The sequence below is a fragment of the Pseudomonas sp. NPDC090755 genome (genome assembly GCF_044769005.1).
Taxonomy (GTDB): domain Bacteria; phylum Pseudomonadota; class Gammaproteobacteria; order Pseudomonadales; family Pseudomonadaceae; genus Aquipseudomonas.
This window is the reverse complement of sequence record NZ_JBIVXC010000002.1, coordinates 354,973-375,503: the sequence shown is the minus strand read 5'-3', so window position 1 is coordinate 375,503 and position 20,531 is coordinate 354,973. Positions and strand designations below refer to the sequence as shown.

General features: G+C 63.3%; 16 protein-coding genes. 2 read left to right on the top strand and 14 right to left on the bottom strand.

Annotation, left to right across the window (positions count from 1 at the left end; all coding sequences use genetic code 11):
• Positions 1-49: 49 nt before the first annotated feature.
• Genes ACIQUS_RS05580 through ACIQUS_RS05565 form a run of 4 tightly spaced genes read right to left on the bottom strand, consistent with a single transcriptional unit; the run spans position 50 to position 3,460 of the window.
• Positions 50-1,204, bottom strand: coding sequence for a betaine/proline/choline family ABC transporter ATP-binding protein (locus tag ACIQUS_RS05580; protein ID WP_403043914.1), 1,155 nt, complete (start codon positions 1,202-1,204; stop codon positions 50-52).
• Positions 1,201-1,854, bottom strand: coding sequence for an ABC transporter permease (locus ACIQUS_RS05575; protein ID WP_403043911.1), 654 nt, complete (start codon positions 1,852-1,854; stop codon positions 1,201-1,203). Before ACIQUS_RS05575 ends, ACIQUS_RS05580 begins: the two co-directional genes overlap by 4 nt.
• Positions 1,851-2,759, bottom strand: coding sequence for a glycine betaine ABC transporter substrate-binding protein (locus ACIQUS_RS05570; protein WP_403043909.1), 909 nt, complete (start codon positions 2,757-2,759; stop codon positions 1,851-1,853). The genes ACIQUS_RS05575 and ACIQUS_RS05570 overlap by 4 nt, the downstream gene beginning before the upstream one ends.
• 14 nt (positions 2,760-2,773) lie before the next feature.
• A complete protein-coding gene (locus tag ACIQUS_RS05565) occupies positions 2,774-3,460 on the bottom strand; it encodes an ABC transporter permease (RefSeq protein WP_403044621.1) in 687 nt (228 codons plus the stop codon).
• A 407-nt stretch (positions 3,461-3,867) separates the two neighbouring features.
• On the opposite strand from ACIQUS_RS05565, the gene ACIQUS_RS05560 reads away from it, so the two are divergent.
• Together ACIQUS_RS05560 and ACIQUS_RS05555 are read left to right on the top strand one after the other, a co-directional pair.
• The gene (locus ACIQUS_RS05560; protein WP_403043906.1) at positions 3,868-4,440 is read left to right on the top strand and encodes a hypothetical protein; all 573 of its coding nucleotides are present in this window, start codon (positions 3,868-3,870) and stop codon (positions 4,438-4,440) included.
• A 109-nt stretch (positions 4,441-4,549) separates the two neighbouring features.
• Positions 4,550-6,133, top strand: coding sequence for a peptide chain release factor 3 (locus ACIQUS_RS05555; protein ID WP_403043904.1), 1,584 nt, complete (start codon positions 4,550-4,552; stop codon positions 6,131-6,133).
• A 57-nt stretch (positions 6,134-6,190) separates the two neighbouring features.
• Here the strand turns inward: ACIQUS_RS05555 and ACIQUS_RS05550 are convergent, their stop codons facing one another.
• The 10 genes from ACIQUS_RS05550 to ACIQUS_RS05505 all read right to left on the bottom strand — a co-directional run bounded on the left by ACIQUS_RS05550 (position 6,191) and on the right by ACIQUS_RS05505 (position 20,469).
• Entirely contained in the window at positions 6,191-10,858 is a 4,668-nt protein-coding gene (locus ACIQUS_RS05550) for a dermonecrotic toxin domain-containing protein (protein WP_403043901.1), read from the bottom strand.
• Between the two features lie 98 nt (positions 10,859-10,956).
• Entirely contained in the window at positions 10,957-12,036 is a 1,080-nt protein-coding gene (locus ACIQUS_RS05545) for a polyamine ABC transporter substrate-binding protein (RefSeq protein WP_403043899.1), read from the bottom strand.
• A gap of 54 nt (positions 12,037-12,090) precedes the next feature.
• A complete protein-coding gene (locus ACIQUS_RS05540) occupies positions 12,091-12,432 on the bottom strand; it encodes a cupin domain-containing protein (RefSeq protein WP_403043897.1) in 342 nt (113 codons plus the stop codon).
• 32 nt (positions 12,433-12,464) lie between these two features.
• Positions 12,465-13,871 (bottom strand): NAD(P)/FAD-dependent oxidoreductase, encoded by a 1,407-nt coding sequence (locus ACIQUS_RS05535; RefSeq protein WP_403043894.1) that lies wholly within the window; start codon positions 13,869-13,871, stop codon positions 12,465-12,467.
• Positions 13,872-13,934: 63 nt separating this feature from the next.
• On the bottom strand, positions 13,935-14,741 hold the full coding sequence (locus ACIQUS_RS05530) for a helix-turn-helix domain-containing protein (RefSeq protein ID WP_403043891.1): 807 nt from the start codon (positions 14,739-14,741) through the stop codon (positions 13,935-13,937).
• A 160-nt stretch (positions 14,742-14,901) separates the two neighbouring features.
• Positions 14,902-15,870 (bottom strand): peptide ABC transporter ATP-binding protein, encoded by a 969-nt coding sequence (locus ACIQUS_RS05525; RefSeq protein ID WP_403043889.1) that lies wholly within the window; start codon positions 15,868-15,870, stop codon positions 14,902-14,904.
• Positions 15,870-16,838, bottom strand: coding sequence for an ABC transporter ATP-binding protein (locus ACIQUS_RS05520; RefSeq protein ID WP_403043886.1), 969 nt, complete (start codon positions 16,836-16,838; stop codon positions 15,870-15,872). The genes ACIQUS_RS05525 and ACIQUS_RS05520 overlap by 1 nt, the downstream gene beginning before the upstream one ends.
• Positions 16,839-16,848: 10 nt before the next feature.
• Positions 16,849-17,778 carry an ABC transporter permease subunit gene (locus ACIQUS_RS05515; protein ID WP_403043883.1) on the bottom strand — a complete coding sequence of 310 codons (930 nt, stop codon included), beginning with the start codon at positions 17,776-17,778 and terminating at the stop codon, positions 16,849-16,851.
• Positions 17,779-17,788: 10 nt separating this feature from the next.
• The gene (locus ACIQUS_RS05510; protein ID WP_403043881.1) at positions 17,789-18,799 is read right to left on the bottom strand and encodes an ABC transporter permease subunit; all 1,011 of its coding nucleotides are present in this window, start codon (positions 18,797-18,799) and stop codon (positions 17,789-17,791) included.
• A 74-nt stretch (positions 18,800-18,873) separates the two neighbouring features.
• Positions 18,874-20,469: an ABC transporter substrate-binding protein gene (locus ACIQUS_RS05505; protein ID WP_403043878.1), complete on the bottom strand. Its 1,596-nt coding sequence runs from the start codon at positions 20,467-20,469 to the stop codon at positions 18,874-18,876.
• Positions 20,470-20,531 lie beyond the last annotated feature (62 nt).

Sequence of the window (20,531 nt, the reverse complement as noted above, 5' to 3'; positions counted from 1 at the left end):
CCGCTCCTGCCCCGGTAGGAGCGGGCTTGCCCCGCGATGTACTCCTGCTTCAGGCCAACGCCTCAGCCGGCGACACGATGCTGGTCTTGCCCCCGCGGGAGCGTCCCGAGCTCAGGTAGGCGGCAATCGACTCCTGAGTCACCTCACCGAGAAAACCCTGCCCGGCATCCAGTACCGGCAACCACGACCGATTGAACTCGTACATCCGCGACAGCAGGATGCGCAGGTGTTCGTCGTGGGCGGCGGTGGCATTGAAGTCGCGCAGGAAGTCGGCGCAGGTCCCTTGCTGGCGATGCAGGTCGCGACGGCGCACGTAACCTTTTGCCCTGTTCTGCCCGTCGGTGACCACCACATGGCGGCGGTCATGCTCGTCCATCAGCTCCAGGGCCTCATGCACCGGTGTTTGCGGGCTTACCGACGGCGCATTGTCGGCAGCGTCCTCGGCACGTACCAGCAGCAAGCGCTTGAGGGTGCTGTCCTGGCCGACGAAGTGGCTGACAAAGTCATCCGCAGGATGGGCCAGCAGGGTGTCCGGATGGTCGATCTGGATCAGCTTGCCGGCGCGGAAAATCGCGATCTTGTCACCCAGCTTGATGGCCTCGTCGATGTCATGGCTGACCATGATCACTGTCTTGTTCAGCGCCCGCTGCATCTCGAAGAACTCGTTCTGGATCATCTCGCGGTTGATCGGGTCGACCGCACCGAACGGCTCGTCCATCAACAACAACGGTGCTTCGGCGGCCAGGGCGCGGATCACACCGATGCGCTGTTGCTGGCCACCGGACAGCTCGCGCGGGTAGCGCTGCAGGTACTGCTTGGGCTCGAGCTTGATCATGCTCATCAGTTCGCGGGCGCGCTCGTGGCATTTGTGCTTGTCCCAGCCAAGCAGGCGCGGGACCACGGTGATGTTCTCCTCGATGGTCATGTTGGGGAACAGGCCGATCTGCTGGATCACATAACCGATGCGCCGGCGCAAGGTGACTTCGTCGAGGCCGGTGGTGTCTTCACCGTTGATCAGCACCTTGCCGGAGGTGGGCGTGATCAAGCGGTTGATCATTTTCAGCGTGGTGCTCTTGCCGCATCCGGACGGGCCGAGGAACACGCAGATTTCGCCTTCGTTGACGGTCAGGCTGATGGAGTCGACGGCTTTGACGTCCTTGCCGTTGGCGTGAAAGGTCTTGCTGAGGTTCTGGAGTTCGATCATTTACGCAGTCCTTCCGGGGTCAGGGCTCGTTGCAGGGTTTGCAGCAGCAGGTCGGCGAAGATGGCCAAAAGGCTCACCAGCAAGGCGCCGACCAGCAGCATCGACATGTCGCTGCGGCTGATGGAGGTCAGGATGAGTGCGCCAAGGCCGCCGGCGCCGATGGTCGCGGCAATGGTCATGACACCGATGTTCATCACCACCGCGGTACGCACGCCAGCGAGGATCACCGGCACGGCAATGGGCAACTCGACCATGCGCAGGCGCTGGCCGAAGGTCATGCCGATGCCGCGCGCCGCTTCACGAATGCCGGGCTCTACATTGGTCAGCGCCAGGTAGGTGTTGCGCAGGATCGGCAGCAGTGAGTAGAGGAACACGGCGGTGATGGCCGGCAAGGGCCCCAGGCCCTGGCCGAATTTGGAATAGAACGGCAACAGCAGGCCGAACAGGGCGATAGAGGGAATGGTCAGCAGCACCGTGGCGCTGGCCTGCAGGGGGCCGGCCAGGACCGGGAAGCGGGTCATCAGGATGCCCAGCGGCACGCCGAACAGAATCGCCAGGCTCACGGCGGTGCCGACCAGGGTGATGTGCTGCCAGGTCAGGTGCAGCACCTGGGCCCAGTCCAGATGGGCGAAGGTATCGAGCATGTTCATGGCAGCTCCTGTGCAGGTGGATGCTGGCGCAGGTAGTCGGCGGCGACCTTGCCCGGGCTCTGGTGTTCGACGTCGACCCTGGCATTGAGCTGGCGCATGGTTTCATCATCCAGCTGTTCGGCCAGTGGCTTGAGCAGGCTGGCCAGTTGCGGGTGGGCGTCGAGCACTTCCTTGCGTACCACGGGTGCCGCGGTGTAGTCGGGGAAGTAGTGCTTGTCGTCTTCGAGCAGCTTCAGGTCGAAGGCGCTCAGGCGACCGTCGGTGGTGTAGACCAGGCCACTGAACACCTGGCCGTTGCGCAGGGCGGTGTAGACCAGGCCTGCGTCCATCTGGCGGATGTTGCGGCGGGTCAGGTGCAGGTCATAGGTCTGGGTGAGCCCGACCAGGCCGTCGGGGCGGTTGGCGAACTCGGTGTCCAGGGCCAGTACATGGTCGCGGTCCTGCTCGTTGCGCAGTACCTGGTTCAACTGGCTGATGCTGTTCACCTGCGGGTACTGCTCGGCGACCTTGCGCGGCAGGGCCAGGGCGTAGGTGTTGCTGAACCTGGAAGGGGCCAGCCAGATCAGCCCCTTTTGTGCATCCAGTTCCTTGACCCTGGCATAGGTGGCCGCGGCGCTGGGCATGCGCTCGTCGATATGGTTGTAGGACACCAGTGACACCCCGGTGTATTCCCAGACCATGTCCAGCTGGCCGGTTTCATGGGCGCTACGGGCCAGGTTGCTGCCCAGGCCGCCGGTGATGCGGACGTCGAAGCCGTTCTGATTAAGGTAGTGGGCGGTGATTTCGGCCAACACCGTCTGTTCGGTGAAGACCCGTGCACCGAGGCGAATCACGGGTTTTTCCAGCGCCTGGGCAAATCCGGAGAACAGCAGGGCCGCGCCCAGTAACAAGGCGATTCTTTTCATGGGAATTCCTTCGCTTAGCGGGCCAGGCCGCGTTCGAGCCAACGCCGGCTGCCTTGGGCCACCAGGGCGTCAAGCAGCAGGGCGAGCAGGGCGGTGCAGGCAGCGCCGAGCAGCAGTTGCGGCTGATTGTTCAGGGCAATGCCGGGGAAAATCAGGCTGCCCAGGCTGTTGGCGCCGATCAGGAACGACAGCGGTGCAGTGCCGACGTTGATTGCCAGGGCCACCCGCACACCGCCGACGATGATCGGCACGGCATTGGGCAACTCGACCTGCCAGAGACACTGGCGCGGCGTCATGCCGATACCGGTGGCGGCTTCCTTGAGCGAGGCGGGAACGCTTTTCAGGCCCTCGTAGGTGTTGCGCACAATGGGCAGCAGGGAGGCGAGGAACAACGCGAAGATCGCGGGACCTGCGCCGATGCCCAGGAAACTCAGGGCAATGGCCAGGACGGCCAGGGGCGGGATGGTGTTGCCAATGTTGAAGCACTGCATGAAACGTTCGGCGCGGTCGACCCGGTGTGGTCGACTCAAGGCAATGCCAGCGGGTATGCCCACGGCCAGGGCCGCCACCATCGAGAGCAGCACCAGCATCAGGTGCGCTTGCAGGTAGAACCACAGATCGGCGCGGTAGTGCGCGATCGTATCGATGCCGATCCAGTGGATCAGCAGGGCCAGGATGACGAGCACAAAGGCACATCCCATCAGCCCCTTGCCATAGCGTATAGCCACAGGCGGACTCCTTTTGTAGTCGGCGAACACACTCCCGTGGCGGCCACCATTCCAGGTGGCAGGCAGTGTGATCGCGATAAGCAGCGTGGTGTCCGAAACGGAGCGGAACACGCCATAAGCGAAGCCTCGTCAGGCTTCTTTTTGCAGGTGAAACGAACCCTGACCAGCGGTCATGACCGGGTGTGTTGCAGGGAAGTGGACGCCTCCACTGAGGTGAAGGTTCCCATCTGAAGCGGTATTTGGCCAGTGTTGTGTGAGCAAAGGGGGGCTGCTTCCAGGCATTCGCAGGCGACTGCAATGGATAGTATTGGTCCCGGGTCTGGTCAGGAAGGCCAGCCTTTATCCGCCTCTAAGGGCACTCTGAGAAGGGAGCAATCACCATGCTTGTGTTCAATAAGGAGCAGTCGTTTATTGCATTCGTGCAATGCCATACCCCGGGCTTCGAGGGTTATCTGGATTGTGGAGAAGTCGCGTTGAAAGAGGGGAAGCCAATGCGCCGGGCAGCCGATTGGTTGACTGTCACTTCGTTTGCGCAGCGAGAGCCCCATCGCTTCTGGTTTCGCTGTTTCGAGGACCAGGCGAGCTCCGCGCGTTTCTTCGATATTCAGTCCTGGAGTCGCAGGACGGGACGTGACATGCACCCGGCCTATCGTCATGCGTGGCTCAGTGCGAACGGCTATGTGAAAATGGACGATGAAGAAAATGATCTGCAACGGCTGTGGAGAGTTACAACCTTCGATGGCGAAAATTCCACAGACATCGGACGCGATCTGAAAATCGGCACGGTGGACTCCATCGAAATCCTCACACCTGACAGCATTGCGCTGTGTGCCCGCGGGCGCGAACAGGCGGGAGACTACTGGCACTGTTACGCGGCCACTGCTGGCGGACCCTTGTTGCAACTCAGCCTGGACATCGTTGATCTGGGCGAAGAGCTGCTCGACGATCATTGAGCCCGGGCAATCCTGGCGGTAGCGGTGGTCCGGTTGGGGTGACTTTGGTCATTTGTCAATTTCGGGTATAATCCTGGCCCTTTTTTAATCACCTGCCAGGCGATTTCCCATGACCAACCAGGCCGCCGAAGTCGCGAAGCGCCGCACTTTTGCCATTATCTCCCACCCGGATGCGGGTAAGACCACCATCACCGAAAAGCTCCTCCTGATGGGCAAGGCTATCTCGGTAGCCGGTACTGTGAAATCGCGAAAGTCCGACCGCCATGCCACCTCCGACTGGATGGAGATGGAGAAGCAGCGTGGTATCTCCATCACCACCTCGGTGATGCAGTTCCCCTATCGCGAGCACATGATCAACCTGCTCGACACCCCGGGCCACGAAGACTTCTCCGAAGATACCTACCGCACCCTGACCGCGGTCGACTCGGCGCTGATGGTGCTCGACGGTGGTAAGGGGGTCGAGCCACGGACCATCGCCCTGATGGACGTCTGCCGCCTGCGTGATACGCCAATCGTCAGCTTCATCAACAAACTCGACCGTGACATCCGCGACCCGATCGAACTGCTCGACGAGATCGAAGCGGTGCTGAAGATCAAGGCCGCGCCGATCACCTGGCCGATCGGTTGCTACCGCGATTTCAAGGGCGTGTACCACCTGGCCGGTGACTACATCATCGTCTACACCCCGGGCCACGGCCACGAGCGTACCGAGGTGAAGATCATCGAGAAGCTCGACTCCGACGAGGCTCGCGCCCACCTGGGCGACGAGTACGGGCGCTTCCTCGAGCAACTGGAACTGGTCCAGGGCGCCTGCCACGAATTCGACCAGGACGAGTTCATGCGCGGCGAGCTGACCCCGGTGTTCTTCGGTACCGCCCTTGGCAACTTCGGTGTCGACCATGTTCTGGACGCCGTGGTCGACTGGGCGCCGCGTCCTCTGCCGCGTGAAGCCAACGAGCGTAGCGTGGAGCCGACCGAAGAGAAGTTCAGCGGTTTCGTGTTCAAGATCCAGGCGAACATGGACCCCAAGCACCGCGACCGTATCGCCTTCATGCGCATCTGCTCGGGCCGCTACGAGAAGGGCATGAAGATGCGTCACGTGCGCACCGGCAAGGACCTGCGCATCGGCGATGCGCTGACCTTCTTCTCCTCCGAGCGTGAACAGCTGGAAGAAGCCTGGGCGGGCGATATCATCGGCCTGCACAACCACGGCACCATCCAGATCGGCGACACCTTCAGCGAAGGCGAGAGCCTGGGCTTCACCGGGATTCCGCACTTTGCCCCGGAGCTGTTCCGCCGCGTGCGCCTGAAAGACCCGCTCAAGTCCAAGCAACTGCGCCAGGGCCTGCAACAGCTGGCCGAAGAGGGCGCGACCCAGGTGTTCTTCCCCGAACGCAGCAACGACATCATTCTGGGCGCCGTCGGTGTGCTGCAGTTCGATGTGGTCGCCAGCCGCCTGAAGGAAGAGTACAAGGTCGAGTGCGCCTACGAGCCGATCACTGTCTGGTCGGCGCGCTGGATCAGCTGCGACGACAAGAAGAAACTCGAGGAATTCAAGGTCAAGGCCATGGAGAACCTGGCCATCGACGGCGGTGGTCACTTGACCTACCTGGCGCCGACCCGGGTCAACCTGTCGTTGATGGAAGAACGCTGGCCGGATGTGAAATTCCGCGCGACCCGCGAGCATCATTGATCCACCGAACCCCGCCCGGGCAAGCCCAGCGGGGTTTTTTACGGCTGGATGGCGGTTTCAGGGGTGCAGCGTTCTGCTCAACTGGTAGATCAGCAGGATCAGCGAGTCGGCATTGGCCAGCATGATCCGCACGCGTTTTTTCACATCGCTGTAGAACGCCAGGCGTGCATCATTCAGATCCTGTGCGCCGGTGATTTCGAGGATCAGGCGCAGGCCGCTACGGTCACCGGCCTGCAGGTCGCGCAGCTGCCCGGCCGGGGTCTGTACGACGAACAGCTGGTTGGCCGGGGTGCGCGCCGAGAAAGCATCCTGATGCAGCCCTTCGATCCTTGTCCGTACATCGCCCGGGACCAGCCAGTCAGCGTAAGGGGTGGTGCCATCCAGGTAGCGGATATCCCGGGTCTCACAGGCCAGGTGGGAAAACTCGTGAAGGATTGTCATGGCCCGGGTCATGTCCGCCGCCTCCTCGGGATGATAGATCAGTTTCAATGGCAGATAGCTGCTGGGGCTGAAGTTGAAGAAGTCGTCCAGCAGAAACACTTGCCCGGAGTAGTCGAATGGCAGGACAAAAGCCAGAGTGCCGGCAGGCGCGTTGGCATCGGAGCCGAGGACGTAGCGTTGCGAGTGCAAGGGGGAGTACTGCGTAGCCAGCATCTTGGCCAGCAGCTTTTGCACGTTGCTACGCACCAGTTCCAGAATGTCATCGGTCACCTGGGGCAGTTCGAAAAACGTTTCCAGGATCTGTGCGGTCTCGGGCGATAGCTGTGCGGCCGAAGCCCTGTCCAGGTTGCTGTGGCAGGTCACCAGGTGGTGCACGGCAATGCGATGGGCATCGCGTATCTTGCGGGCGTGGCCGGGGAACAGGCGCTGGATCCGGCGCATGCCGACGGCCAGGATCACCGTGTCTGCACGAGAGGCGCGCCAACGACTGAAACGACCGCTGAGGTTGCTCAGGGCCCCACCGTACTCCAGCGGCAAGGGCTGGGCCGGGTCGATGAGCCAGCGTTTATTGGTGGCTAGCAGCAGCCGTGGGCCGGGCTCGCCATTGCGTGTTTGCAGGTACCAGTGGCTGGCTGACTCGCGTGCGTGATAAATCCGGCTGTTGAGGTCGACGAAGCAGTCCTCGCCTGTGACCGTGCGATAGACCTGGGTCGAAGGGTCCAGTTGCAGCGATGCCAGTTCCTGTCCCGGGGCTTCATAGTGCCGCAGTGTGGTGTCGTATTGCGCAAGCTTGCGTACGTTGTTCCAGAATTGTGCCTTGGGTTCCCCAGCGCTTGCGTTTGCGCCGAGCAGCAGGGCCTGGACCAGGCCCAAACCCAGCTGGGCCAGCGCCTCACTCCAGTGGTGTCTGCCGATGCTGTCCAGCGCCTGCACGGCGGCAAGTTCCACTTGCCAGCATGCCAGCAGGGAGCCGAGCCTGCCGGGAAGGAACAGGCTGACGGTTTGCCAGAGCTCGCCAAGCAGTTGGGTGAAGGCCTGCCAGCGAACCTTGTCGGCAGTGCTCAGTTGAGCCTTGGCCATGGCCTGCAGCTGTTGCACGTTATCCAGAAACAGCCAACGCAGGATGTTGCCCTGGATGGGGCGCAGAACCAGGTGCGGTGGCGCCGGCCGGCTCCAGGGCAGGTCGAAGTCGGACTCGAGGATGACCGGCAGGTGCGGCTCGCTGAAACCGCCATGGGCATAACGCTTGCGCGTGTCCGGCGGCAGGCGCGACAGCAGCAATTGCTGCAGCGCCTGGTCGGTCTTGAGCTGTTGCAGCAGATCCTGCTCATGGCGGAACTGGCGCAGCGGGGCGCTGGCTTCATGGGGGCAGTAGAGTAGCAGCGGGCCCTGGCTCCCGGGGCTGATCAGGCACAGGCCGGGCACCGGGTCGGGGGCAAGGTCGGCACATTGCAGCAGCAGGGGCATCAACTCGACCTTGCCGCCGTCGATAGCGGCACGGCTGCTGCTTTGCGGCATCAGCATCAGTTGCTGGATGCAGGCCAGGCCGCGGTCATCCAGCGCTCCCTGCAGCCGTGCGCGCCAGGCGGTTTCCAGCAACTGGCCAGGTAGCTGCTGACAGAACAGTTTCAGGCGTTGCTCATAATGCGCGTCGCTTGGCTCGAAGGTTGCCCGCAACAGCAACTGGTAGCGGCTACCGATATCCACTTGTCGGACCAGGTTGCGCAGGTAGCTGGCGTTCAGCGCTTTCGGCGGCTGCGCGCCGGTTGCGAGCTCGATGTGCAGAATAGGGTTTTGCCAGTCATGGAAGTGGTTCTGGGCGTAGCTGACCAGGGACTGGCGGTGGCGTTCATAGGCGGCGGGAATCGCCGAGGGAATCTGGCCGATGGCGACGGGGGCGGCGATCCAGCGGTTGCTGGTCACCTGGATATCGTCAGCGTGCAGGCTGGCATGGCCAAAATCCAGGTCCAGCTGCTTTTGCAGGTGTTCACGGCTGTACTGATCGAGTGTCGGCACCTCAAACAGGTAGTCGCGTGCGCCACTGCCGCTGGCCAGGCTGCCGAGCAGCGCCTGCAGGTAATGCTGGCGCTGTGCTGTAGAGGCGTTGCTCAGCCACTCGGGCAGCTGGCTGCCTTGCTGGAGATCCAGGGCCAGATCGTCCAGGCGCTGCAGGGCTTGCATGCCCCTGTCGAGGCTATCGTGATCATGGGCGAGTCGCTCCAGTTCGCTGGCCGGCAGGCCAGCAGCCAGGCCCTGCTCGAAGCCTGCGAGCAGGTCACTGTAGCGTTGCACCGTGGTGGCCGGCCCTGGGAAGGCGGAACTCAGCCAGGTCGGCGGCGGCCGTTGGGCCGCGCCCGGCAGGCGCCGTTCCAGGGTCAAGCACAGGCTTCGCAGACGGCGCTGGTAGGCCTGGGTGTACTGCGCATCGCGGGCAAGGATTTTCTCCAGGCGCAAAGGCAATGCCTGGGCGACCTTGTTCAGGGCCTGTTCCAGTACGGACCAGGGCAAGCGTGTGGCCAGCTCATCTGAGTCAACCGATTCGGCGACCAACTGATAGCGTTGCATGACAGGCCGTGCCGCCTGTTGTGCCGCAACAAAGTGCCAGGCGAGAGCGTGCAGCGGCTGTGTGGCTTGTGCGGCAGCAGGGCGCACGGTAATGGCGGTGAGTGGTACCTGTGGTGTCAGCAGCCCACCCAGGTGCAGGTGAAGCAGCGCCTGGGTGATGGCGCGCAGGCCCGGGCGCTGGCTTTGCATGAGGCCATAGTCGTCCAGCAGCTGTTGCAACAGGTGGGGCTCGCTGGCGGTCGATGCCGGGTTGGCCAGGGTGGCGGCGACCTGTTGCAGGACCCTCAACGAGGGACGGGCGGGGTTCAGGGGCGCGAGGTCCGCCAGTTGCGGGTCGAGCAGGGCACCCAGTTCGCGTGCCTGCTGGAAACAGGCATGCAGGTCGATGCCGCTCGGCTGAGCCAGGTTTGCGGCCAGGCGTTGGCGTTGTCCGTCGAGCAGGCTGTCGACGAAAGGCTGCAAGCCCGGCGCCGCGAGGGCCACCAGCTGGCAGTTGTCGAACGCCAGTTTGCTCAGGCGCAGACGTTGTCCGGGTGCTGCGCATTCGAGCCAGTGTGGGCGGGAATGGGGGGCGCTGATGCTCGCCAACAACGCCTTGGCACTGGGGAAGCGTTCCAGTCCATGGCGGGCACTGTAGGTGAAGCAAGGTGCGTCGTAGGGATTGCCGGAGGCGATGACCAGCAGCGCATCGAGGAGGATTGCAGGCTGATCCGCAGCCATCAACGCGACGGCGTAGGTGCGCAGTAAAGGTGTGTCGCCCGGGGTCAGCCAGCTCGACAGATTGCGGTACTCCAGGGCGCCGAGTGCACCTTGCTGGTGGGCCTGTTCGATGACGTGCTGCAAACGACAGCGCAGCAGCGACGCCAGTTGCTCGCGGCGGCTGGGTTTACCTGCCGGGGCATTCGACCAGTAATGCTCCAGAATACGTTGGCACTGCTTGGGCAGGATCTCGCGTGCGCGTTGCAGTGCCGTGCCCGGCGTTGCCTCGTCACTGCTGGCGCGATCATTGATGAACCATTGTCCGCTGAAGCGGGCCTGCGGCTCGCGCAGCAGGTCCAGCAGCAGGTCGTCCAGGGGCGCGGGTGTGGCGGCGGCATCGGCGTACGGAGCCAGGTAGCCGATCGAACCCGGTCTGTGCGCGGAGCCCTTGAAGGCGCGATTGAGCGTGATACTGATGGCCTGTTCGGCCTCGGGCTGGTTGCTCAACAGTTGGTGCATCTGCCAAAGCGCACGGTTCAGGTTGCTGTTGAGCGTGAGCATCAGGTGGTCGAACAGTGGTACGTCCAGCAGGTTGACCTGCACTTGGACGAACTGGCGGGTGGCCAGCCATCCTTGTTGCTCCGGGGTGGCATAGCGTACATAGGCCAGGGCGGTGCTTGGCTGGCCCAGCTTCTTGAGTATTTCACCCTTGGCCTGGTGACGGTCGACCAAGCGCTGCAGGCCGATATCCGGGTTGTAGAGGAACACCCTGGCAGCCCTGTCGCTGATGAATACGCTGCTGTCCAGTGGCAATGCCTGGCCCTCGGCGCTCAGGGCGTCGAGGCCGTCGAGTCGCCAATAGGCAGCGGACGTTGGCGTTTGAGGGGGGGCAGCGAGCAGTTGAAGCAGCCGGTACTCCTCGTCGTCGAGCAGACCGGCTGCGTGCTCCCGGGTCAGATGCTGGAGAAAACCCGTACGCAGGGCATCACGGTGAAAACTGGGAAGATCGCGCAGTGGCATGGGTAGGCCTCGTCAGAGCTCAAGGTATGCCGGGATGCCAACTGGCCCCGGTGCCCTTCAGTCTGCCGAGGCACTTGTGCGCCGAGGCATTACATAGATCAATTTCCAGCCTTGATACTGGTCCAGATCCGCGTGCGCAGACGGTCGATCTTCGCTGGCATCGCCTCCAGGGCAAACAGCTTGCCGAGCATCTTGTCGCTTGGGTAGATCATGGTGTTGGCCTTAAGGGCCGGGTCCACCAACGTGTCGGCCTGCTGGTTGCCGTTGGCGTACTGCACGTGGTCGCTGATGTTGGCCATCACCTCGGGCTGCAGCAGGTAGTTCATGTAGGCGTAACCGGCCTTCTCGTCGGGTGCGTCGGCCGGCATGGCGACCATGTCGAACCACATCGGCGCGCCTTCCTTCGGAATCGAATAGCCGACCTTCACCCCGTTCTTCGCCTCATCGGCACGGTTTTTCGCCTGCAGCACATCACCCGAGAACCCCACCACCACGCAGACATCGCCATTGGCCAGGTCGCCTGTGTATTTGGAGGAATGGAAGTAGCTGATGTTCGGACGGACTTTCATCAGCAATTCCTTGGCCTTGTCATAGTCCTTGGGGTCCTGGCTGTGGTGTGGCAGGCCCAGGTAGTGCAGGGCGATAGGCAACAGTTCCGGGCCGTTGTCGAGCACCGCCACGCCGCAGCTTTTCAGCTTGCCGATGTACTCGGGCTTGAAGATCAGGTCCCAGGAATCTACCGGGGCGTCGTCGCCCAGTACGGCCTTGACCTTGTCGATGTTGTAGCCGATGCCGGTGCTGCCCCACAGGTAGGGGAAGCCATACTGGTTGCCGGGGTCATTGACTTCAAGGGCCCTGAGCAGCACCGGATTGAGGTTCTGCCAGTTCGGTAGCTGGCGCTTGTCCAGTGGCTTCAGGGCCTTGCCCTGGATCTGCCGGGCCATGAAATGGTTGGACGGGAACACCACGTCATAGCCGGAGTTGCCGGTCATCAGCTTGCCGTCGAGGGTTTCGTTGCTGTCGAACACATCGTAGGTCGGCACGATACCGCTGGCTTGCTGGAACTGCTTCAGGGTATCGGGAGCGATGTAGCTGGACCAGTTGTAGATTTTCACCGAGTCGGCCGCCTGGGCGACGGATGCAGCCAACAGCAGCGGGGCGAAGAACAATGGGCGCATGTCTGGATTCCTTGCTTTGTTTGTTGTTATCGAAGGAGGCAGGCGATCAAGTGATCAGAAAATCAGGACATAGGTTTTGCGCACGGTTTCCTGGATGTCCCAGATACCGGTGCTGTTGGCGGGGAGCATGATGGCGTCGCCCGCTTCGATGGTCAGCGGCTGACCGCCATCGGGGGTGAAGGTGCAGCGGCCTTTGATGAAGTGACAGAACTCCTGCTGCACGATCTGCCGACGCCAGCGGCCCGGGGTGCATTCCCAGATGCCGGTCTCGACGCCGTCGCCGCGTTCGACAGCGGTCACCGAGGCGATCGAGACCGGTTCGCCCAAGGGGACGGCAACCGGGTTGGAATCGTGCAGCACAACAGTGTCGGTGTTCTTGAACTGGGTAATGCCCATAGCGGTGGATCCTGTTCAGGGGGAGCGAAAAGTCAGCGCATGAAACCTTCCATGAAGTCCGCCACGCCGCTGGCCAGGCGCCGGCGCCAGGGGGCGCTGGCTGGATTGGCGAGGGTCTGGTCCTCATGGACGAAACTCTTGATGATCGCGTTGTAACCCAGCCAGCGGCATGGCTCCGGCTCCCAGCCTTTGAGGCTGGTCAGCGCGCTGTCGGGGTGGACCCAGGGCTGCTCGGTGAGCGAACTGCGCCGTTCCAGGATCAGGTCGGCCAGGGTGCGGCCGCCCAGGTTGCTGGCGCCCACGCCCTCACCGCCGTAGCCGCCGGCCAGGGCGATGCCTTGCCGACGGTCACAGAGCATGTGCGGCCGGAAGCGCCGGGCCATGCCCAGGTTGCCGCCCCAGGCGTGGGTGATGGCAACGTCCTTCAGTTGCGGGAACAGTTCACCGAACAGGTAGCGGCGCAACTCGATCTCGCTCTGGGTGAGGTCGAAGTTCTCGCGCAGGCGGCCGGCAAAGCGGTAGCCGCCACGGGCACCGAATACCAGGCGGTTGTCGGCACTGCGCTGTCCATAGGTGACCTGGCGGCTGTTCTCGCTGAAGGCCTGGCCACGGTTGAGGCCGATCTTTTCCCACACCTGTTCGGGCAGTGGCTCGGTGGCCACCAGCAGGCTCTGTACTGGCATCTGGTAGCGGCCCAGTGGCGGCAGGTTCACCGAATAACCTTCGACAGCCGGCACCACCCACTGGCATTTGATCCGGGCCTGGGCGGTGCGCACTTCGCCGCTGCGCCAGTCGATCACCGGGCTGTTCTCGTACAGGCACACGCCCAGGCGTTCAACGCTGCGGGCCAGGCCACGGACCAGACGGGCGGGTTGGAGGGTCGCGACATTGGGGTTGAAGATGGCCCCGTACGGCTTGCGGATGCGCAATTGCCTGGCCAGTTGTTCGGGGCTCAGCCAGCTGTAGTCCTGCTCGCTCAGGCCTTGCTTGTAGAGCTTGTCCAGGTAAGTGCGCAGGGTGGCTTGCTGCTCCGGATAGCGTGCCGCGCAATACAGCACGCCGCCCTTGCGGTAGTCGCAGGCGATGTCTTCGCGCTCCAGGACCTGGTGCACCTCATCGGGAATGCCGTGCAGCAGGTCATAGGACGCCCGGCGTTGCTCGGGGGAGCTGGCCGCCAGCAGGCGGTCTTCGCCCAGCAGATTGCCCATCAGCCAACCGCCGTTGCGCCCGGAGGCGCCAAAGCCTGCAATGTTGGCTTCGACAATGGCGATGTTCAGCTGCGGGGCCTGTTGCTTGAGGTAGTAGGCGGTCCACAGCCCGGTGTAGCCGGCGCCGATGATGCACACATCGACGTCCAGGTCCCGGTGCAGGGCGGGGCGCGGGGTCAGCGTCTCATCCAGCTGGTCCATCCAAAGGCTGATCTTGCGCCATGCCTGCATTGTGTTGGGCTCCACATCCGTTACGGTCTGTGGCGATCCTAGAAGCTGGCGGGGGCTGTTGTCCTAGCTGCGTGCACGCAGAGAATTCTGTTTCATCCAGGCCTTGGGCGAGAGCCCTGTGTGCTGGCGGAAGCACTTGTAGAAGGCGGACAGCGAGTTGAAGCCGGCAGCGAACGCCAGGTCGTCGACCTTGGTGCTGGCCGGTGCCTGTTCCAGGCTGGCCAGCAGGTGCTGCAGGCGCGCCTGGTTGACGTAGCGGTAGAAGCTCTGGCCCAACACCTGGTTGAGCAAGTAGGAAATCTGGTTGCGGCTGTAGCCACTTTCCTGGGCGACCTGCTGCAGGTCCAGTTCCGGATCCAGGTAGGGTTGCTGGTGCTGGAAGTATTGTTCCAGGTCCTGGGCCATGGTGCTCAACTGGCGGGGTGACAGGCCCAGGCGACTGGTGGCCGGGCGCAGGCCGCCGGGCTGGGCCTGGCCGCCCTGGCGCACCAGCGTTGCGTACTCGTTGACCTGCCAGATCAGGCCATCCCTGACGGTGATGGCTTCGCTGGACTGGAACGCCACCAGGCCCTCGCCACCCTGGACCGTGACCTGGTACTGGATAAAGGCGGTGCAGCCGTCGACGCGGATGCGGTCGCTGTGGACGATGTCTTCACCGGCTTGGCGGGGCAGGCAGGCGCGCACGTAGTCGCGCAGTTCGCGATGGCCGAGCACGCGGTTCTGGAAGAAGTCGTGGTACTGGATGTCGGGGTGATACAGGGCCATGACCCCGTCCAGGTCCCGATGCTTCCAGCACAGGTGGTAGCGAAGGACGGTGGCGGCGGTGTCCGGGGTTTGTTCCGGGCCGTCGGGGAGGGAGGATGCAGCCATGACAGCGCTCTGCGGCGGTAAAGCCCAAGAGTGCCGTATGGCCGAAGCGGCTTCAACTGCCGGGTTTCTGTGCGGATCGCATCGCCGGCTATGCCGGCTCCCACAAGGGTCAGTGGATCCTTTTCCTGTGGGAGCCGGCGATGGGCTGCAAAGCGGCCGTTTAGAGGAACTGCTCCGCGTAGTGACAGGCCACCTGCCGCGTTCCCACCTGGCGGAACGCCGGCTCCTCCGATGCGCAACGCTCGGTGGCATACGGGCAACGCTTGTGGAAAGCGCAACCGGACGGTGGATTCAGCGGGTTGGGCAGCTCGCCTGCGATCTTGATCTTGGGCTTGAGCGGATCAGGGTGAATGGTCGGGGTGGCCGACAGCAGCGCCTGGGTATAGGGGTGCAACGGCTTGTTGTAGATATCCTCCTTGGGGCCCATTTCCGCCGGGCGCCCGAGGTACATCACCAGCACCTGGTCGGCGACATGGCGCACCACCGCCAGGTTGTGGGAGATGAACACGTAGGCGGTGTTGAACTCCTTCTGCAGGTCCATGAACAGGTTCAGCACCTGGGCCTGGATCGACACGTCCAGCGCCGAGGTCGGCTCATCGGCCACCAGCACCTTCGGTTGCAACATCATCGCCCGGGCCAGGGCGATACGCTGGCGCTGGCCACCGGAGAACATATGCGGATAACGCTGGTAGTGCTCCGGACGCAGGCCGACCTGTTGCATCATCGCCTGGACCTTTTCCCGGCGCTCGGCCTTGCTCAGGTTGGTATTGATCAGCAGCGGTTCGGCCAGTTGGTCGCCGATCTTCTGCCGAGGGTTGAGCGAGGCGTAGGGGCTCTGGAACACCATCTGCACATCCTTGCGCAGTTGCTTGCGCTCGGCCTTGTTGGCCCCGGCCACTTCATGCCCGGCAATCTTCAGCGACCCGGAAGAAGGCTCTTCGATCAGGGTCAGCGCCCGGGCCAGGGTCGACTTGCCACAGCCGGATTCGCCGACCACGGCCAGGGTCTTGCCGGCCTCCAGTTCAAAGGACACCCCGTTCAGCGCACGGACCAGGGCATGGCCCTTGAACAGGCCACGGGAAACTTCGTAGTGACGGGTCAGTTCACGGGCGGTAAGGACGACAGTCATTACGCCACCTCCTGGTTCAGCGGGTAGAAACATCGGACCTGGCTGTGGGCCTGGGGATCGAGGCTGGGGCGCTGCCGGCGGCAGTTGTCCTGCACATAGGGGCAACGCGGTGAGAGCAGGCAGCCCTCGGGCCGGTCGTAGCGACCGGGGACGATACCGGGCAGGGTCGCCAGGCGCTCGGCGCCTTCACTGTGCTCGGGGATCGCCGCCAGCAGCGCTTCGCTGTAGGGGTGCGCGGGCAGGTCGAACAGCTCCGGCACCTGGCCGACTTCCACGGCTTGCCCTGCATACATCACGCAGACCCGCTTGGCGGTTTCGGCCACCACGGCCAAGTCGTGGGTAATCAGGATCAGGGCCATGTTCTGCTCTTTCTGCAGGTTGAGCAGCAGTTCCATGATCTGCGCCTGGATGGTCACGTCCAGGGCCGTGGTCGGCTCGTCGGCGATCAGCAGCTTGGGTTCGCCGGCGATGGCCATGGCAATGGCGACGCGCTGGCTCATGCCGCCCGATAGCTGGTGCGGGTAGGCGTCCAGTCGGCTTTCGGGCGCCGGGATTTCAACTTTCTTGAGCAGTTCCAGGGCCCGTTGTCGGGCCGCTTTGCCGCGCAGGCCAAGGTGCTGGCGCAGGACTTCCTCGATCTGGAACCCCACGGTGTAGCTGGGGTTGAGGGCGGTCATCGGGTCCTGGAAGACCATCGCCATATCCTTGCCCACGACCTTGCGCCGCTGGCGGCCGCTGAGCCTGAGCATGTCGTTGCCGTCGAAGCTCAGGGCGTCGGCGGTGATCCGCCCGGGGGCGTCGATCAGGCCCATCAGCGCCATCATGGTCACCGATTTGCCCGACCCGGACTCGCCGACAATCGCCAGGACCTCGCCTTCGTTCACGTTCAGGTCCAGTCCATCGACCACAGGCACCGCGTTGGCGTCGCCAAAGCGCACATTCAGATTCTTGATTTGCAGAAGTGACATGGCGATCTCCTCAGGCGGCATTCTTGAGTTTCGGGTCCAGCGCATCGCGCAGTCCGTCACCCATCAGGTTGATTGCCAGCACGCTGAGCAAAATGGTCAGGCCAGGCAGGCTGACGACCCACCAGGCGCGTTCGATGTAGTCGCGGGCCGAGGCCAGCATGGTGCCCCACTCGGGGGTCGGCGGTTGCACGCCCAGGCCCAGGAAGCCCAGGGCGGCGGCATCGAGGATTGCCGACGAGAAGCTCAGGGTGGCCTGGACGATCAGTGGCGCCATGCAGTTGGGCAGGACGGTGACGAACATCAGGCGTGGCAGGCCGGCACCGGCGAGGCGGGCGGCGGTGACATAGTCGCGGTTGAGCTCGCCCATGACCGCAGCACGGGTCAGGCGCACGTAGGAGGGCAGCGAGACGATGGCAATGGCGATCACGGTGTTGATCAGGCCTGGGCCGAGGATGGCGACGATGGCCACGGCCAGCAGCAGCGACGGCAAGGCCAGCATCACGTCCATCAGACGCATGATCGAGGGGCCGAGGATGCGCGGGAAGAACCCGGCCAGCAGGCCGAGGAAAACCCCCGGGATCAGCGAGATCAGCACCGACGACAGGCCGATCAGCAACGACAGGCGTGCGCCTGTGATCAGCCGTGACAGCAGGTCGCGACCCAGTTCATCGGTGCCGAGGATGAATTGCCAGTTGCCACCTTCGAGCCACACCGGCGGGGTCAGCAGGAAGTCACGGTACTGCTCGCTGGGGTTGTGTGGTGCGACCCAGGGTGCGAACAGCGCGCAGAACACGATCAGGCACATGAACATCAGGCCGGCGACTGCGCCCTTGTTACGCGAGAAGGCCTGCCAGAACTCCTTGTACGGCGACGGGTAAAGCAGGCTCTGGTCGACAGGGGTGGCCGGGGTGGTCACGGTTTTTGCAATTGGGGTTGTCATGACGAAGGCCTCAGCGCTGATGACGGATGCGTGGGTTGGCCAGGCCGTAGAGGATGTCCACGACGAAGTTGACCAGGATCACCAGGCAGGCAATCAACAGGATGCCGTTCTGTACCACGGGGTAGTCACGGGCGCCGATGGCTTCGATCAGCCATTTGCCGATGCCCGGCCAGGAAAAGATGGTTTCGGTCAGGACTGCACCGGCCAGCAAGGTGCCGACCTGCAGGCCGAACACGGTCAGCACCGGAATCAGCGCGTTGCGCAGGCCGTGCACGAACACTACCCGTGCTGGCGACAGGCCCTTGGCCCGGGCGGTGCGGATGTAGTCTTCGCGTAGCACTTCGAGCATCGAGGAGCGGGTCATGCGGGCGATCACCGCCAACGGGATGGTACCCAGGACGATGGCCGGAAGGATCAGGTGCATCACGGCGTCCTTGAAGGCGCCTTCTTCATCGCTGAGCAGGGTGTCGATGAGCATGAAGCCGGTTTTTGGCTCGATGTCGTAGAGCAGGTCGATGCGTCCGGACACCGGGGTCCAGCCCAGGCTCACGGAGAAGAACATGATCAGGATCAGGCCCCACCAGAAGATCGGCATCGAGTAGCCGGCCAGGGAAATCCCCATCACCCCGTGGTCGAACAGCGATCCGCGCTTGAGCGCGGCAATCACCCCGGCCAGCAGGCCGACCACCCCGGCGAACACCAGGGCGGCAAACGCCAGTTCCATAGTGGCCGGGAACAGGGTGAGGAATTCGTGCCAGACGCTTTCGCGGGTGCGCAGGGATTCGCCCAGGTCGCCCTGGGCCAGTTTGCCGACGTAATCCAGGTACTGCTCGGGCAAGGGTTTGTTCAGCCCCAGGCGCTCCATGGCCTGGGCGTGCATCTCGGGGTCGACCCGGCGTTCACCCATCATGACTTCCACCGGGTCGCCCGGTATCAGTCGTATGAGCGCGAAGGTCAGCAAGGTGATGCCGAAGAAGGTCGGGATCAAAAGTCCCAGGCGCCGGGCAATAAAACTTAACATCTTCTGGTGTACCTCATCAGCCGCTAAGGCATGCCCGTCGACACCCGGATAGGGTGCCGACGGTCGTTCTTGTTCTACTTCACCTGGGTAGTGGCGAAGTTGTTATTGGTGAGGGGGTTGATGTGGTACCCCTCCACGTTGTCACGCATGGCGGTGAACATCTTCGGATGCGCCATGCTGATCCACGGTTGATCTTCATCGTACACCGCCAGCGCCTCTACATAGAGCGCTGCACGCTCATTCGCATCGGTGATGGTGCGTGCCTTGTCGATCAACGCCTGGAATTTCGGGTTGCACCAGCGGGCATAGTTCTCGCCACTCTTGACCGCATCGCAGCTGAGCAGCGGGGTCAGGAAGTTGTCCGGATCGCCGTTGTCGCCGGCCCAGCCGGCCGAGACCATGTCCGCTTCGCCGTTCTTGGCGCGGCGCAGCATCTCAGCCCACTCCATGACCCGGATATCGACTTTCAGGCCGATCTTGCCCAGGTCGGCCTGGAGCATTTCCGCGCTCAGGCGTGGGTTGGGGTTGGTTGCGCCACCGCCGTTGCGGGTGAACAGGGTCAGTACGGTACCCGGTGGTACGCCGGCGTCCTTGAGCAGGGCACGGGCCTTGTCCAGGTCGCGGGGCGGGTTGCGGTTGGTGGTGTTGTAGCCGATCAGGGTCGGTGGGTAAGGGTTGACGCCGACCAGGGCATTGCCCTTGCCGAACAGCTGGTCGACGTGGGTCTGGCGATCGAAGGCGATATTGATGGCTTTGCGCACACGCACATCGCTCAGGTACTTGTGCTCGGTATTGAGCGAGATGTAGCCGGTGGTCAGGGCTTCCATCTCGGCCACCTTCAACGTGGGATCGGCCTTGATGCTGGGGATGTCATCGGGCTTGGGGTACAGCGCCACCTGGCACTCATTGGCCTTGAGCTTCTGCAGGCGCACATTGTTGTCGCTGGCGATGGCGAAGATCAGCGCATCGGCGGGCGGCTTGCCACGGAAGTAGTCGGGGTTGGGTTTGTAGCGGACCTGGGCGTCCTTGTTGTAGCGCTGGAAGATGAACGGACCGGTGCCGATCGGTTTGCTGTTGAGGTCGCCGGTCTTGCCGGCCTTGAGCAGCTGGTCGCCATACTCGGCCGAGTAGATCGAGGTGAAGGCCATGGCCAGGTCGCTCAGGAACGGCGCTTCCGGGCGGGTGAGGGTGAAGACCACGGTGTGCTCATCGGTCTTCTCGACGCTTTTGAGCAGGTCCTTGAAGCCCATGCTCTCGAAATACGGGAAGCCGACGCTGGTCTTGTCGTGCCAGGGGTGATTCGGGTCGAGTTGACGACGGAAGCTCCATAGCACGTCGTCGGCGTTGAACGCGCGGGTCGGCTTGAAGTAATCGGTGGTATGGAACTTGACCCCTTCGCGCAGGTGGAAGGTGTAGGTCAGGCCATCGGCACTGATCTCCCAGCGCTCGGCCAGGGCCGGCTGGATCTCGGTGGTCCCGGGCCTGAAGTCGACCAGGCGGTTGAACACCGTTTCGGCCGAGGCGTCGGCGGTGACGGCCGTGGTGTACTGGACGATGTCGAAGCCTTCCGGGCTGCCCTCGGTGCAGACCACCAGCGGCTTGGCCGAAAGGCCCGCCGCAGCACTCAACAGGACGGCTGCCAGGGCAGCCTGTAGCGGTAGCAGTTTCATGAAACCTCCCGGCTATTAATTGTAGCCAGCGTAGTCGCCGCGACAGGTTCGGTGAACCGGTC

Bases quoted from the DNA above. Each gene is read 5' to 3' on its own strand.
- ACIQUS_RS05550 (WP_403043901.1), bottom strand. From the start codon at position 10,858: ATGCCACTGCGCGATCTTCCCAGTTTTCACCGTGATGCCCTGCGTACG.
- ACIQUS_RS05575 (WP_403043911.1), bottom strand. From the start codon at position 1,854: ATGAACATGCTCGATACCTTCGCCCATCTGGACTGGGCCCAGGTGCTG.
- ACIQUS_RS05510 (WP_403043881.1), bottom strand. From the start codon at position 18,799: ATGTTAAGTTTTATTGCCCGGCGCCTGGGACTTTTGATCCCGACCTTC.
- ACIQUS_RS05520 (WP_403043886.1), bottom strand. From the start codon at position 16,838: ATGTCACTTCTGCAAATCAAGAATCTGAATGTGCGCTTTGGCGACGCC.
- ACIQUS_RS05560 (WP_403043906.1), top strand. From the start codon at position 3,868: ATGCTTGTGTTCAATAAGGAGCAGTCGTTTATTGCATTCGTGCAATGC.
- ACIQUS_RS05525 (WP_403043889.1), bottom strand. From the start codon at position 15,870: ATGACTGTCGTCCTTACCGCCCGTGAACTGACCCGTCACTACGAAGTT.
- ACIQUS_RS05540 (WP_403043897.1), bottom strand. From the start codon at position 12,432: ATGGGCATTACCCAGTTCAAGAACACCGACACTGTTGTGCTGCACGAT.
- ACIQUS_RS05535 (WP_403043894.1), bottom strand. From the start codon at position 13,871: ATGCAGGCATGGCGCAAGATCAGCCTTTGGATGGACCAGCTGGATGAG.
- ACIQUS_RS05505 (WP_403043878.1), bottom strand. From the start codon at position 20,469: ATGAAACTGCTACCGCTACAGGCTGCCCTGGCAGCCGTCCTGTTGAGT.
- ACIQUS_RS05565 (WP_403044621.1), bottom strand. From the start codon at position 3,460: ATGGGATGTGCCTTTGTGCTCGTCATCCTGGCCCTGCTGATCCACTGG.
- ACIQUS_RS05530 (WP_403043891.1), bottom strand. From the start codon at position 14,741: ATGGCTGCATCCTCCCTCCCCGACGGCCCGGAACAAACCCCGGACACC.
- ACIQUS_RS05545 (WP_403043899.1), bottom strand. From the start codon at position 12,036: ATGCGCCCATTGTTCTTCGCCCCGCTGCTGTTGGCTGCATCCGTCGCC.
- ACIQUS_RS05570 (WP_403043909.1), bottom strand. From the start codon at position 2,759: ATGAAAAGAATCGCCTTGTTACTGGGCGCGGCCCTGCTGTTCTCCGGA.
- ACIQUS_RS05580 (WP_403043914.1), bottom strand. From the start codon at position 1,204: ATGATCGAACTCCAGAACCTCAGCAAGACCTTTCACGCCAACGGCAAG.
- ACIQUS_RS05555 (WP_403043904.1), top strand. From the start codon at position 4,550: ATGACCAACCAGGCCGCCGAAGTCGCGAAGCGCCGCACTTTTGCCATT.
- ACIQUS_RS05515 (WP_403043883.1), bottom strand. From the start codon at position 17,778: ATGACAACCCCAATTGCAAAAACCGTGACCACCCCGGCCACCCCTGTC.